Genomic DNA, 15,442 nt, shown 5'->3' on the forward strand with positions numbered 1-15,442 from the left:
AATCAAACTCGCAAAATAATTTGACTGGAATTTAATAATATTTCAATGTAATTATTTTGCTCATACAGTTGATTTGCTTATCCCTCGTCGGATTAACAGGCTCTACGAGGCCTTGCGCAATGTTTCTGTCATTATATGGGTCATACATAGAAATGCGCATAAATAAATCCACAGGTTGACTTATTACCCGGCAAATAACTATAATATAAGGTATAAGCTAAATGGAGGGTTAGGTATGTTAAATATTTTAAAAAAGTTATTGTGTCAGGCTAATAGGGTATTTGTTTTTATAATATTGGCATGTATTTTACTATTACAAGCGGTACATGTAGCAGCAGTAAATAATATTCCTGATAACACAATCCCTCTTTATATTAACGGCGATAGCAATGACCTCAAAGATGACGGCCCTGAAATAAAAGCACCCTCCGCAATACTTATAGAAGCCGAAAGGGGCCAGATTCTTTATAAGAAGCAAGCTGATAAAAAACTCCATATATCCACTGCCAATAAAATAATGACAGCCGTACTTGTTATTGAAAAAGGAGACCTTGAGTCAAAAGTTACAATCAGTAAGGAGTCTACTGCGTCAGAAGGTTCCGTTTTATTTCTTACTGTAGGAGAAAAATACACCGTAGAAGACTTGCTTAATGCAATAATACTTACAAATGCCAATGACGCAGCAAATGCACTGGCAGAATATATTGGCGGGGATATAAATAAATTTGTTGAAATTATGAACACTAAAGCTAAAGAATTGAATATGCAAAACACCTATTTTACCAATCCTACGGGCCTATATGACAGTGCCCAGTATACCACTGCCAATGATATTGGCATCCTTATGAAATATGCCCTTGGTCTTCCCACGTTCAACAGGATTTTTTCATACAGGGCTGTACCCTGGGTAGATAAAAAAGGTACGGATTTATTAACAAATTCAAATAGATTGTTCTGGGAATATGAAGGTGTTGATGGAGGAAAAACCGGATATATTCAAAAGGAACTGCAAACAGCTATTACTACTGCAACACGAAATGACAGAAGGCTTATAGCTATAGTTTTAGATGCCCCTGAAAATAGCGTCCTTCAAGATTCTGTCAAACTTCTGGATTATGGCTTTAATAATTTTAAAAAAGGTGTCCTGGTATCCAAAAATCAACCTTTAACAAGTATAACTATTGGAGATAAAGAAATAAACTTAATTAGTACAAGTGATATTTATTACACATACCCTATTGGTGAAACTTATGTAAAAAGCTTTAGTTTTAACATATCTAAGAACCTCAAACCTCCAATAACAAAAAGCATGATTATAGGTATAGCCCGTTATACTTTACAGGACGGCACAATCATTGATGTTAACCTTTATCCGGAAACAGAAATACTGCCTCCAGATAATTTCTATACAACATTGGTGAAAAGGCTTAAGGAGAACAGGGATATTTTCATCCTGTTGATTTTCCTTATATGTATTGAAGTTTTAATTATACTTTATAAGATATTAAAAGCAATCGTAAAACTTATACAGTTTTTTAAAAGCAGGCGCAGCCTCTAATCCCTTACATCCAGCTTTCCATATATTCCTCCTCCGCTGCACTAAAGTGCAGGGGGTACACCCCATTTTAATGGTGGGTAATTTTAAATACTAAATGCCCATTTTCCGCATCTGTCTCCCCACCTGGCAATTGCATTTCCATTAGATGATATTTCCACAACCTCACACATATTGGAACATCCGTTACATTCAATGCTTTTTGCCTCATAATTATCCTCTGCCGACTTGAATCCTCTGAATTTAGTGCTGTTTTTTTGCGTCTTTTCCTTTGTCTTCTGCTTTGCAATCAATGCTGCACCATACGCCCCCATCACATCATAGTACTTGGGAATTATTATATCCTTCTGTAGTGCTTTCTTAAAAGCAGCAACTATACCCACATTAGCTGCAACTCCGCCCTGAAACATTACCGGTTCTGATATATCTTTACCTTTAGCCAGATTATTTAAATAGTTTCGGACCAGTCCTTCGCATAAGCCGCAAATAATGTCTTCAAGACTATGCCCCGCTTGCTGTTTGTGTATCATATCCGATTCAGCAAAAACAGCACACCTTCCTGCTATTCTCACTGGTGATTTTGAACGCAATGCATATCCGCCAAACTCTTCTATCGGTATTCCCAGCCTGGCTGCCTGCCTGTCAAGAAAAGAACCGGTACCTGCAGCACATACTGTATTCATTGCAAAATCACATATTATTCCATTTTTTAGAAAAATAATTTTTGAATCCTGCCCCCCAATTTCCAGGATCGTCCTTACATCCGGTACAATTCTTTGAGCAGCAACAGCATGAGCGGTAATTTCGTTTTTAATTATATCTGCACCTGTAATAACGGCTGCAAGCTGTCTTCCACTTCCGGTAGCACCTACGCCGCAAATATTTACATTTCTACCCAAATGGTCTCCAAGAAGTTTCAAGCCCTCGCAAAGTACTTTTATTGGCTGACCGCTTGTTTTCAAATAGAGTTTCTCAATTATTTTATCATTTGTATCTATAACAACTAAATTCGTGCTTACTGAACCAACATCAATCCCCAGATAATATGTATCTAAAGTCAACTGTTCCTTTCTCCTTCCTTCTGTGAAGTAAATCAACAAATGCTTCTATCCGTGTAAAATACCCTGCTTCTCCCGTCATTTCATCAATTATTAATGTTAGGACAGGAATATCAAAATCTCTTTCAACAGCAGGCAGTATACTTTCAGCCACAATTTCAGGCATGCATGTAAAGGGATAAATCTGAATAACACCATCATATCCTTGTTGTGCATACAATATAGTATTTCCTATTGTCTCCCTGGCATGGCCGCCTATCATTTTCCCCAAATAAGGCTTTGCTGCGTGGGCATAACTTAAATTCCTGGGAAGTCTGAGAGCATTTTTGACGATATGCTCTGTTATCCAATCACTAATGGTTACGTAACGGTGTGTCTCAACCCCTATAGCTCCAAGCTTCGATTGAATATCAAAATTCGTGTAATAGTCAATAGTAGTATAAATCTCTCCTACTATTCCTATCTTCAAAGGATTTGCTTTTTCATCGGTTTTTACTTTCAAGAGATTATTCTTGGCGTCTCTTATCAGTTTTTTAATTTGTTCTATACCTTTTGCTGCTATAACATCCTTTTGAAATTTTTTGTATATTTTATCTACATCCCCTTTTTCCAGTTCACGTGGACGTATTTTAGATGCCAAGCACTCAACTTCATCAACTTCTATGGCAACTTGAGTGGTATTTTTTATTGCTTTCAGTATTTTGTATAAATTAAATCCTCCCAATAGATTCTTTATTCTCTGTAAAAGTTTCACCATATTTCCATTAGGTGGTTCCAGTGTTATAACATTCATATTATAATTTAAATCTTTTAAAATCTCCCTGTACATTTCACAATAGTAACCAAACCTGCAAGGCCCGCACCCACCGGCCATTAATACAGTGTCAGCTCCCACCTGGTAAGCTTCAATCAAATTCCCCGTAGTAATCTTAAGAGGAAGGCACGCACATTCAGGTACATGCCTGGTCCCGATTTCTAAAGTTCTTTTACTTGTAAAAGGAGGAATTACATAGTCTATACCTAATTCCTCCATTAAAACTTTAATACAAATATATAGATTCCCCATATGGGGAAAAGTTACTTTCATTACTATTCCTCCACCTTATCATATCTATAAATGCTTCAATCCTTGTATTCAGTCCCGCCTCCCCCGAGTGTTCGTCAATTGTCAGCACAATAAAGGGAATATCCTTATTTCTTCTAATTTTTCTTTCTGCTAAATCGCATACAAAAGAGTCTATTCCACAACCAAAACTCATAACATATATAATCCCGCTTATATCATTCCTATCCAGCAGGTGATATATACTTCCCATAACTTTTGTGCCGAAATACCAAAATATTTTCTTATTAAGAAGATTAGACTTTTCATGGATTGTACGCCCATCTATCATATCAATTGTAATGATATTGGCTCCAAGCCTTTTGAGTTTTGGAATAATATCCATATTTACATAGTTATCATAAAGGTTATAGCTATGCCCTATTAGTGCTATATTAAGTATATTTTTTTCACATTGATTACTTTTACTACTCTTATGTCCATAACTTATATAGCCACTCTCATTGCTTTCTTCATACTGCTCCCGGCAACCATCCAATATCTCACTCGGTAATATTCCTTTTTTCACTTTTAGTCTAAAATGCTTATATTCCATCAGAGCTTTTTTGTATGCCTTTTTTATTTTTCTAATATCGTCTGTTAAGTATTTTCCAACCTCTATAGCTGCTTTTGCAGCATTTACCTTTGACTTCCTCAAATTAACTTCTACATCAATTATTTGAGGTAATTCAGTAAAAGTATGCCTTATCATATCAGGCAGGCCGCCAAATTTAGGACATACATATTCCCTCTTTGATACGCTGGTATACCTTGGAATAAATAAATAATCCACTCTGTCTTTTAGGTTCATCACATGCCCATGATATATTTTTACCGGCAGACAGGCTTCATCTACACACTTTTTAACACCATCATTCATGATTCTTTTATTCGTGTTATCAGATACAATAATTTCCGCACCAAGTTCCTCCAAAAAAGTCTTCCAGAGGGGATAATATTGGTAATAAAACAATCCCCGTGGAATCCCAACTTTTTTTCCCATTGGTCAACACCTCGGAAAATAGTATTGGCTTATATTTTTTTAATTATACAGCTGACTATATATCCGGTGCAAAAAGGGTTTTATAAAAAAGGCGTAAAAAAGGCGTAAAAAAGGCGTAAAAAAGGCGTAAAAAAAGCGCTAACGCGCACCGCTTCGCGTAACTAATTCAAGTACCTGCTAATACTCGTACTGAATACCATGGACACCTTTATACTTTTTTGGTATCATCTCACCGCCGCAGTTTTCACAAGAGAATCGTGGCGGTACATCTATATCTCCATCATCCATTGCATCACAATATTCTACAACTTCCCTTGGTATATCCTCTTCAACATTACATTGCAAGCAAATGAATCTGACCGTCGATTTGCTGCTGTTTTGGGTTGATTTTAACCATTTTCTCTTTTCTTCTTCCCTTTGCAATCTTCTTTTTTCTTGGCGGTTCATATCCTATCAATCCCTCCAAACATCGTCGGGCCTTCGCACACTTTGCATATGTTATCACTAATTTACCATTCTTCAAACATACCTCGCCCTTATATTCCATTTCTACTTCACATCTTGGACACATCAGCGGATTCTTCCCTGTTCCCGCCTCAACTTTTTCCTTCCAGCTCTTTTTGGGTATTTTATTCTTTTTTACTTTGAGTATTTTATCTACTTTTGCCTTGTTTCTCCTTGAATATAACCCATAATACCTTATCGTTTTAAAATTCCTGTCCGGTATATGCCTTATTATCCTTGCTATAAATTCCATTACATCTATTGTCTCTGTTTTCTCCTTATTTTCTTTTTTATCAAAATATTTGAATGTTACTGTCTTGCCATCATATGACAATATCCTTCTTAAAGCTATTGCCGGCCTCCTTATATATCTGCCTATATAACCAATCTGCTCCTTTATCCCTACTTTCCTTTTGTTTGGCGGTCCATATACCACAAACCCCTCATCATTATTACTGTATGTCTTGCCTAATACCTTCCCGTATCTTTCTTTGTCACGGCCCGATAACTTCTTTCTTAGCATTTTTATTACGCAGTACTGCCATCTTTTTCTCAACATTTCATATGGGATGAAACCAACTCGTTTCATCCTACCATCATTTGTTAACCCACCCTCTGTAAGTAATACATGTACATGAGGATTAAAATTCATTGTAGCTCCAAACGTGTGAAGCCCCACCATCATACCAACTTCTACTTTTTCTCTTTTTTTAAACCAGTCCTGCAATAAGTCAACTGATATATCCATTAAGTCTTTTAGCAGATCTCGACGTCTTAGAAATATTTCCCACATCTCCTCAGGAAGTGTGAACATGATATGCCTATGTGGAATGTCATACATATTCTCTGCCGTTTTCCTGCTCCATTCCTGCATATATCCTGTTGCACAAACACTGCAAAATCTTCCCTTACAACGATGGGGCACTACTTTTGTCTCACCACAACAATCACACGCAAACAGGCTGAACCCTGCTTCTTTCTCACCACACAACCGGAATTTCTCTACTTCTTCAATTACTACCTCCCTTATGTTTTTACCGTGCAGTTTTACAAATCTGTCCCAGTTTTTATTCTCATCAAAAAATATTTGCTTTAATATATTTTCTTTCGTATCCATATCCCTAATTCTATCATTTTCTCTTCAGTTTTAACAGACATTTATTACCATGTAAATTGTTGGTGTATTGCTTCAAACCCACTTGCATCAACTGCTTAAACCTGAGCAAAAATATATAAATTCTTATACTTTAAAAAAAGCGCTAACGCGCACCGCTTCGCGTAACTAATTCAAGTACCTGCTAATACTCGTACTGAATACCATGGACACCTTTATACTTTTTTGGTATCATCTCACCGCCGCAGTTTTCACAAGAGAATCGTGGCGGTACATCTATATCTCCATCATCCATTGCATCACAATATTCTACAACTTCCCTTGGTATATCCTCTTCAACATTACATTGCAAGCAAATGAATCTGACCGTCGATTTGCTGCTGTTTTGGGTTGATTTTAACCATTTTCTCTTTTCTTCTTCCCTTTGCAATCTTCTTTTTTCTTGGCGGTTCATATCCTATCAATCCCTCCAAACATCGTCGGGCCTTCGCACACTTTGCATATGTTATCACTAATTTACCATTCTTCAAACATACCTCGCCCTTATATTCCATTTCTACTTCACATCTTGGACACATCAGCGGATTCTTCCCTGTTCCCGCCTCAACTTTTTCCTTCCAGCTCTTTTTGGGTATTTTATTCTTTTTTACTTTGAGTATTTTATCTACTTTTGCCTTGTTTCTCCTTGAATATAACCCATAATACCTTATCGTTTTAAAATTCCTGTCCGGTATATGCCTTATTATCCTTGCTATAAATTCCATTACATCTATTGTCTCTGTTTTCTCCTTATTTTCTTTTTTATCAAAATATTTGAATGTTACTGTCTTGCCATCATATGACAATATCCTTCTTAAAGCTATTGCCGGCCTCCTTATATATCTGCCTATATAACCAATCTGCTCCTTTATCCCTACTTTCCTTTTGTTTGGCGGTCCATATACCACAAACCCCTCATCATTATTACTGTATGTCTTGCCTAATACCTTCCCGTATCTTTCTTTGTCACGGCCCGATAACTTCTTTCTTAGCATTTTTATTACGCAGTACTGCCATCTTTTTCTCAACATTTCATATGGGATGAAACCAACTCGTTTCATCCTACCATCATTTGTTAACCCACCCTCTGTAAGTAATACATGTACATGAGGATTAAAATTCATTGTAGCTCCAAACGTGTGAAGCCCCACCATCATACCAACTTCTACTTTTTCTCTTTTTTTAAACCAGTCCTGCAATAAGTCAACTGATATATCCATTAAGTCTTTTAGCAGATCTCGACGTCTTAGAAATATTTCCCACATCTCCTCAGGAAGTGTGAACATGATATGCCTATGTGGAATGTCATACATATTCTCTGCCGTTTTCCTGCTCCATTCCTGCATATATCCTGTTGCACAAACACTGCAAAATCTTCCCTTACAACGATGGGGCACTACTTTTGTCTCACCACAACAATCACACGCAAACAGGCTGAACCCTGCTTCTTTCTCACCACACAACCGGAATTTCTCTACTTCTTCAATTACTACCTCCCTTATGTTTTTACCGTGCAGTTTTACAAATCTGTCCCAGTTTTTATTCTCATCAAAAAATATTTGCTTTAATATATTTTCTTTCGTATCCATATCCCTAATTCTATCATTTTCTCTTCAGTTTTAACAGACATTTATTACCATGTAAATTGTTGGTGTATTGCTTCAAACCCACTTGCATCAACTGCTTAAACCTGAGCAAAAATATATAAATTCTTATACTTCAAGAAAACCATCATTGCTTGTCTTAGGAGGTAGTTCACTCAGAAAGAGAACATTTGCAAAAAGAGTAATATGTAAAGATAAAAAGACTGCCCTAAATTTTAATTTGTTTTTTGAAGGGCAGTCTTAGCCGGTGCAACACGCGGGCACTGGTACCACATGCAAGTTTACGCCTTGCCGGCGCAACCCAATACATTAATAAGTTTATGTTTTACCAATTCTTTTATAGCTGCTCTAGCAGGACCTAAATATTTCCTGGGGTCAAAGTCTTCAGGGTGTTCTGCAAAATGTTTTCTAATAGAAGCAGTCATAGCAAGGCGGAGGTCTGAGTCAATATTTATCTTGCATACAGCCATTGAAGCTGCTTTTCTTAACATCTCTTCCGGAACACCTTTTGCTCCGGGCATTTTTCCGCCATATTTATTAATATCATCAATAAGTTCCGGAATAACTGATGATGCCCCATGAAGCACTATAGGGAAACCAGGAAGCCTTTTTTGTACTTCTTCCAGGATATCAAATCTCAACCTGGGCTCACCCTTGAATTTATAAGCACCATGACTGGTTCCAATAGCAATTGCCAGTGAATCAACGCCTGTTGCTTTAACAAATTCCTCAACTTCTTCAGGTTTTGTGAAAGCAGCATCCGCTTCAGATACATTGATTGCATCTTCTATTCCTGAAAGCCTTCCCAGCTCACCTTCGACAACAACTCCCTTGCTGTGGGCATAGTCTACCACCTGTTTTGTCAACCTTATATTTTCCCCTAGAGGATACTTTGAACCGTCAATCATAACCGAGGTAAATCCTCCATCAATACATGCCTTGCATATTTCAAAGTCTTCACCATGATCTAAGTGGAGACAAATAGGAAGTCCTGTATCTTCCAACGCTGCTTCAACAAGTTTCATAAGGTATATATGTTTTGCATATTTTCTGGCTCCTGCAGATACCTGTAAGATAAGGGGAGCATTTACTTCTTTAGCTGCTTCGGTAATCCCTTGTATAATCTCCATATTGTTTACATTGAATGCACCAATTGCATAACCACCCTCATAGGCTTTTTTAAACATTTCTTTTGATGTAACCAACGGCATATATAATCTCTCCTTGTTAACTTTTTGTCATGTTTAATATAATTTTAACATATTGTGGTTTAAAATCAAGGAGTTTTGAAAATTTAGCTCTGATCTTAATATTGAAAAAAAGTTAAGGTATTCTAATTTTATTATAGCAGAGCAGTTATATACGTGATACGTGCATGATACTTGCGGGTCTTTGTGCAGAATAAGCATTATTTATATGCTCTTTATTTTTATTAAACGGCAAGATATAATATAATTGATTTATATAATGCACCAATTTCTTTTTTAATTTCAAAGAAGGAAAATAGTTTTTGCAAAAGCACTGAGAAAGGAAGTGCAGATATTGACTAAAACAAAAGCAGACAAAGAAGCTATATTCTGGAATAAATTTGCAAAATATTATGACTGCTTTATGAACTGTATTTATAAAACTAAATATAAAGACATATTGAAAATGATGAATGATGAGCTTAGCATGGATACATTGTAATAAAAAATTCCTTGTTAAAGTCAACACCGTCTCTGCTTTATATTGTTTGCAAAAAGATGTGATTTATTTATGCGCAATGGTTCTTTTGTCCATTTATCCATTCTACCTATTGTTGCTTTCATAGAGTCTTCTTTCAGCATCAATCATGTGCTTTAGCATAATGTCGATCTTTTTGTAAAGCGTCTCAACGAAATTAGGACCAAGAACAAAGACATCCTCGTTTTCTTGAGATTCGGTGACAGGAAGGTATTTGTCAACCTCTCCTTTTATTAGATCAATAAGCTGATAAGTATTGTCTATTTCGTTTCTTGCTGTTTCATTCATGGAAAGAAGCCTCTTGTCACCATCTGTCTTGTTGAATGTGAGAGTGGCCATTCTTGTTCCGGAAAAACCCTTTATGAAGTCCATCCCCTGCATATTCATCATGTCTTTCAAGGCAACTTCTTCGCTAAGCACTTGAAATATATAAGGTCTGAATTGCTTTATTTCTTCATCAATTTTGAAAAGAGGAGTCAGCTTCGATTCTCTGTCAATAGCTGATTCTATGTCAATAGTCAATTCTATGTGCAACTATACTCTTTCTTGGAATCTCTAAATGGCGCCGCTTGGCGAGTCCGCTTAGTGGGTAGCTCGTTCCGCGCTCAGTCCGCATAGTAAAGCGTGAAGCATGGGTGTATGAAAAATTCCGGAGTCATTTATAAATACACCAAGCAAAAACCATCCTCCTCTCCTGTGACTCCTTCTCCCACTTGCGAAACAGTTGACAAAAAATGTGACAAAATGTGTACGTCCCCATTAGACACATTCTTTTAAATTCGTGCTTCATCTCTGTTGACACAGGAATTTGTTTATTTTGCGATAATATTGTCTTTCTACTCTATATCATCCATATTGGAACAATCAGATTATCTCTATCAATAGCAGATAATTCCTGCTTCATGCAAAGAATTGCTCCTTGTCCTCTTTCTACGGAAGCTTTTTCAAGCAATTTAAAAACTTCTGTTAATTGTCTTCCTGGGGTTGCTGTCTTCTTAATCTCCATAGGCATTAATTTACCATCTATCTCAAGTATTACATCAATTTCTTTTGTATCTTTATCCCGATAATAATAGATAAACGGTTGCTTAGCTGAGTTATAATAACTCTTTACAATTTCGGAAACAACATAATTCTCTAATATTGCTCCGCTCATCGCACCCCGTTCCAATGTTTCCGGACTGCTCCATTTCGTAAGATAGGTAACTAATCCTGTATCAAAGAAATATAGTTTTGGCGATTTAATAGTTCGTTTGAGCATATTGTTTGAATATGGATGCAGATAAAAAATAACTCCCAGTGTCTCCAATATGGTTAACCACCTTTTGGCTGTTACCTGATTTATATCCGCATCTCTTGCAATTTCTGCCACATTAAGCATCTGACTGCATCTACAAGCAGTTGCCGTAATGAAATTAAAAAATTTTAAAGAATCTATCGTTCCCGATATTTCTTTTATATCCCGATCCAAATATGTATTCAGATAGCTACTATAAAATATGCTTGTATTGGTATACTTTCCACTAATTATAGCAGGCATGGAACCATTAAAAATTCTTCTGAACATTTCAGGAGTATCCGCAGGTTTTCTAGTGTTTTTTCTTCTTAGCAGTGAATCCAAATCAATTGTAAATGGTTCATTGCTGCCTTCTCCATATATTTCATGTTGTGATAAGGATGACATGGAAAGTATAGCAACCCTCCCTGCTAAAGATTCCTGTACTCCCTTCATTAGTTTGAAAATTTGGGAGCCTGTAAGCCAGAAATCACCAGCATTGTGGTTTTTATCAATTAGTATTTTAATATATCTGAAAAGTCCCGGAGCATACTGCACTTCGTCTACCAATACAGGGGGCTTATTAATCTGAAAAAACATTGCCGGATCATTTTCTGCCAAATTTCTATTATTTAAATCATCCAAACTTACATATATACGACTGGTTCCTTCCATTAACTTCCGGAGCATTGTAGTTTTACCAACCTGTCTCGGACCTGTTATGAGTATAGCCGGATATTCCTTAGATAATCCCAGCACTATATCTTCTAAATCACGTTTTATATAGTTCATAGCAACACGCCCTTTCGGCTAAAATACAACTTGCATATATTATAGCCGAATTTATATATTTTGTCAACACGATATAATATGTATTCCTTGGCATTGTCTTCTCACAAAATTCCAACACCTATAATCGTCAAATAGTGATAATATAGCTCCGGACGATGTCTTGCCATCATAGATTTATCGCCGCAGCTGCCGCAATTTACACATACACTTCGTTTATGCAAGTTATTATGAGTTTAACACCTCCAACAATTCATCCGGTAAGAGTATCAGGAATTTTAGGTATTGTTATGGTTACTTCCGTGCCTTCCCCTTTTTTGCTCTGTATTGCAAGCCCGAACCTTTTTCCAAAATAAAGCCGCAATCTTGACTGGACATTATAAATACCAATCCTGTTGCCCAAACCGGGTTCACTCAAGCTCTTCCTTAAAAGCTGCAAAGCGTCTTCACTTATACCCGCGCCGTTATCTTTAACTCTGTATTCAATGTTTTCACCGGCATCAATGCATGATATTTCAATAACACCGTGCCGTTCCACTTTATTTACGCCATGGTATATTGAGTTTTCTATAACGGGTTGAAGTATCAGCTTTACAGTTTTGTAATCCAAAATCTTCTCATCTATATTCCATTTAAACTCAATATTTTCGGGATCCAAACTTGTTTTCTGGCGGAATTTATTGGATGCGACGAGATTTCCCGCGGCATCGTATATACTGATATAATCCTTGTCAAGTCCAAGATATATTGATTTCAAAAAGGAGAATTTTGGCTTTTTCTACTTTCACTTTGTTTACATAATCGACAAAATTCTGACCTGTAAGTTTTTTAAAAACCACACTGAAATATGCGGGCAAAATCTCCGCTATATCCCTGGCTTATGAACTGGTCCATGGCTTCTATCTTTTTTCCTATAATACTGCTTATATCAATAAATAAATCGTTCCTTAATCCGTTGAGACTTATTCCATCTCTCGCATTTACCGGCAACTTGGTTAAAAATATTTGTTTTACATGAAGCTCCGGTCTGCCATCAAGATTTTTCACAAATAAATTTACCCTGTTTATAGCGTTGAAGATCATTATACTTGCAAGGGTGTGAGGATCCGGGAAAGCCGCATTAACAGGATAATCCATTATAATAATATCCGGCCTTGTCCTGGCAATTTCCTCCGCAGTTTTATTCACAATATCTTCTTCAATTTTAATATAGTTATCCTCAAAGTCATAAGATATTAAATTATGAATACCTATTATTTCAGCCGCTTTCTCAAGTTCTTTCCTTTTCTTCATTATCACTTCGCTTTTCTTTGCATTGATTATTGATTGGTCCGGGTTTTTCTTCCTCCATTCCTCAGCAAACAGGTTAGGATGAATTCTGCCTCCATGAGTTAATGTTAATACGGTTATTTCATCTCCTCTTTCGGCATGCAATGCAAGCGTACCGCCACAATCGGTAATCGGGTCGGCAGGATGAGCATATATTGCCATAATTTTTAATTTCTTCATAAAGGATCTCCCCATAATGATAATATTTATAATAATAATACTACTACTGTCATTTGCCGTATGCGGCTTTCTGGGAGTCTGCCCGAAAATAGCAGGTTATCCGGGCAGGCTCCTAGCAACAGCTGCATTTTATATAATACCCAATCCCCGGTTCTCCCCCGGCAAAAACAATTTCTGCCATCCCATCTCCGTCTATATCCAGAAGATGCTCTATATGGCGCATTCCTGGCACTTTGAAACCTGTATATTGTAATCCTATTTCATCTTTTTTTACTTTAAAGACTCTGTTCAAATATTTTTCTTCCCTTATCCCTATTATGACTTCCTTTTCTCCATCATTATCAATATCCAGGGTTTGCATGTTAATCATGCTGTTTAAACCGATTTTTGGCTCCCAGCCTTCTATGGGGAGTTTCATAACCTCTGCCAGCAGAGGCAGTCCGTCAGCGCCAATACCCTTATTAATCAAATAATATAAACCTCCACCGGGATTAGGATCGGTTTTTATCCCCAGTTGATACGTTGCGGCACCCAAAATCAGATCTTCATACCCGTCGTTGTTTAAATCCGCAGGTACCGCGCACAGCCTGTTATGCACCTTGATTATATTTCCGTGAATATCCTTCAGGGGACCTGCCGATTTGAATTTTATTTCTTTGTTATTCCATATCCGGCCTTCATCAATTAAAATATACAAAAACCCTTTATCGGTGCCTACTATCATATGCTGCCTGCCGCTATTGTCGAAATCCCATTTAAACATTCTATTAAATCCCCAGTTTTTCCCCCCTATTGAATCCGTTTCGCCTTCTACGGCAAATATGCCGTTTTGATCTTTTATGGGAATTTTTTCTTTTGATAACCTTATCTCGCCATTTTTTGCCAATATTTCTCTGCAACTCCAGTTATTATTCCCGGAGTCAATTATGAATCTTTTTTTCTTGTCCTTATCTTCCAGGATCTCAGTAAAATTATATCCTGAAGTAATTGCATCATTGCTGCTTATCCACCTGTCAAATTTAAATTCGGGCACTATATTGCTGACTCTTTTATTCTTAAGCAAAGCCAGTTCATTTCCATTGGATATGAAAATATCAGTCCACCCCTCATTATAAATGTCAATAAGTGTTGAATGAAATCCGAATCCTGATATATCCAGCCCTTCAACAGGCACTTCTCCCATATTTTTAAACATGGGGACATCCTGGCTATTGCTGCCAATCCTATGAAGGAAGAAAAGTTTCCTGGTTTTTGTACCTGCCAATACTAAAAGGTCATATGTATCCGTAACAGGATTTCCATACAATTCCGGGCATGTATTGCTTCCCGTGAAGTATTTTTCTCCATCGACCCCTTCTCCAAGCAAAAACGGGATATCATTTTCATCCACCAGTTTATAACAGGGCATTACATATTCATCACCGTATCTTTCTATAAATTCCATGCCATATTGTGTTACCAGCTGTGACTTATCTTTTCTGTATTTTCGGCCCTTATAAACAGGTTTCTCCTTTCCGTCCCCCAGGTCGGGAAGCCACCATAAATTGCCCGAAAAATCCCCAATAACAAGGTTCAGCCGGCTGCCTTCTCCTTCGGGATAGATTGATGGATAGGTATAATTATGAAATTGCGGTTCTATATATTTATTTTGATCATTCAACTGATGTCCGGGATTATCATACGGTATATTAAATGTAAGGCCGCTATCGTAATCTTTTAAAACACCCATAAAATCAAAAGATAAATCCGGGTACTCCCCTCTTCTCTCTGAATAATATAAAAATCCTCTTCTATCCGATATTATGAGATCATCAAGGCCATCTCCATTCCAATCGGCAGGAATAGCCAAAGTTGGTTGAACAAGAGATGGAAAAACTTTTATGGGTTCGGTATTTAGCTCTGTATCATTAAGGCTTTTGGATGGATATAGGTAAATCCCTTCCCAGCACCTGCTAATAAGCAAATCCCTGGCACCCCTGCCGGACCACTCCACTACCGAACCCCTTAGCACTAATCCAAAAGATATTGGTCCGTATTCGCTTCTAATAAAAACTTTTTTATCCGGGGTAAGAATGTCTTTCTCCAAGTATTTCACTCCTTTTTCCTATTTATATATCAAATTTACATATTTATATATCAAATTTACATATTAATTATGTTTATA

15 protein-coding genes are annotated in these 15,442 nt (G+C 36.9%); 2 read left to right on the forward strand and 13 right to left on the reverse strand.

Features of this window, described 5'->3' with window-relative positions; genetic code table 11:
* Positions 1-235 precede the first annotated feature (235 nt).
* Positions 236-1,558, forward strand: a complete 1,323-nt coding sequence (locus HPY74_01515) for a D-alanyl-D-alanine carboxypeptidase (protein ID NSW89355.1) — start codon at positions 236-238, stop codon at positions 1,556-1,558.
* Between the two features lie 83 nt (positions 1,559-1,641).
* Here HPY74_01515 and HPY74_01520 read toward each other — a convergent pair whose 3' ends face one another.
* From HPY74_01520 to fba, 8 genes are all read right to left on the reverse strand, one after another.
* Positions 1,642-2,616 carry a 2-hydroxyglutaryl-CoA dehydratase gene (locus HPY74_01520; GenBank protein ID NSW89356.1) on the reverse strand — a complete coding sequence of 325 codons (975 nt, stop codon included), beginning with the start codon at positions 2,614-2,616 and terminating at the stop codon, positions 1,642-1,644.
* Positions 2,585-3,700, reverse strand: coding sequence for a CoA protein activase (locus HPY74_01525; GenBank protein NSW89357.1), 1,116 nt, complete (start codon positions 3,698-3,700; stop codon positions 2,585-2,587). Before HPY74_01525 ends, HPY74_01520 begins: the two co-directional genes overlap by 32 nt.
* A complete protein-coding gene (locus HPY74_01530; GenBank protein ID NSW89358.1) occupies positions 3,654-4,718 on the reverse strand; it encodes a hypothetical protein in 1,065 nt (354 codons plus the stop codon). Before HPY74_01530 ends, HPY74_01525 begins: the two co-directional genes overlap by 47 nt.
* Before the next feature lie 177 nt (positions 4,719-4,895).
* On the reverse strand, positions 4,896-5,063 hold the full coding sequence (locus HPY74_01535) for a hypothetical protein (protein NSW89359.1): 168 nt from the start codon (positions 5,061-5,063) through the stop codon (positions 4,896-4,898).
* Entirely contained in the window at positions 5,053-6,339 is a 1,287-nt protein-coding gene (locus HPY74_01540; GenBank protein NSW89360.1) for a transposase, read from the reverse strand. The genes HPY74_01535 and HPY74_01540 overlap by 11 nt, the downstream gene beginning before the upstream one ends.
* A 181-nt stretch (positions 6,340-6,520) precedes the next feature.
* Positions 6,521-6,688 carry a hypothetical protein gene (locus tag HPY74_01545; protein ID NSW89361.1) on the reverse strand — a complete coding sequence of 56 codons (168 nt, stop codon included), beginning with the start codon at positions 6,686-6,688 and terminating at the stop codon, positions 6,521-6,523.
* Positions 6,678-7,964, reverse strand: coding sequence for a transposase (locus HPY74_01550; GenBank protein NSW89362.1), 1,287 nt, complete (start codon positions 7,962-7,964; stop codon positions 6,678-6,680). Before HPY74_01550 ends, HPY74_01545 begins: the two co-directional genes overlap by 11 nt.
* Before the next feature lie 296 nt (positions 7,965-8,260).
* Positions 8,261-9,190: a class II fructose-1,6-bisphosphate aldolase gene (gene fba, locus HPY74_01555; protein NSW89363.1), complete on the reverse strand. Its 930-nt coding sequence runs from the start codon at positions 9,188-9,190 to the stop codon at positions 8,261-8,263.
* Between the two features lie 331 nt (positions 9,191-9,521).
* Here fba and HPY74_01560 point away from each other — a divergent pair, with 331 nt between their 5' ends.
* Positions 9,522-9,668, forward strand: a complete 147-nt coding sequence (locus HPY74_01560; protein ID NSW89364.1) for a hypothetical protein — start codon at positions 9,522-9,524, stop codon at positions 9,666-9,668.
* Between the two features lie 102 nt (positions 9,669-9,770).
* Here HPY74_01560 and HPY74_01565 read toward each other — a convergent pair whose 3' ends face one another.
* The 5 genes from HPY74_01565 to HPY74_01585 form a co-directional block, all read right to left on the reverse strand.
* Complete coding sequence (locus tag HPY74_01565; protein NSW89365.1) at positions 9,771-10,238, reverse strand: hypothetical protein; 468 nt, start codon at positions 10,236-10,238, stop codon at positions 9,771-9,773.
* 307 nt (positions 10,239-10,545) lie between these two features.
* Complete coding sequence (locus tag HPY74_01570) at positions 10,546-11,772, reverse strand: ATP-binding protein (protein ID NSW89366.1); 1,227 nt, start codon at positions 11,770-11,772, stop codon at positions 10,546-10,548.
* Positions 11,773-12,022: 250 nt separating this feature from the next.
* The gene (locus tag HPY74_01575) at positions 12,023-12,526 is read right to left on the reverse strand and encodes a hypothetical protein (GenBank protein ID NSW89367.1); all 504 of its coding nucleotides are present in this window, start codon (positions 12,524-12,526) and stop codon (positions 12,023-12,025) included.
* Between the two features lie 71 nt (positions 12,527-12,597).
* Entirely contained in the window at positions 12,598-13,278 is a 681-nt protein-coding gene (locus tag HPY74_01580) for a PIG-L family deacetylase (protein ID NSW89368.1), read from the reverse strand.
* A 112-nt stretch (positions 13,279-13,390) separates the two neighbouring features.
* The gene (locus HPY74_01585; protein ID NSW89369.1) at positions 13,391-15,364 is read right to left on the reverse strand and encodes a hypothetical protein; all 1,974 of its coding nucleotides are present in this window, start codon (positions 15,362-15,364) and stop codon (positions 13,391-13,393) included.
* Between the last annotated feature and the right edge of the window lie 78 nt (positions 15,365-15,442).

The sequence above is a fragment of the Bacillota bacterium genome (genome assembly GCA_013314855.1).
Lineage (GTDB): Bacteria > Bacillota > Clostridia > Acetivibrionales > DUMC01 > Ch48.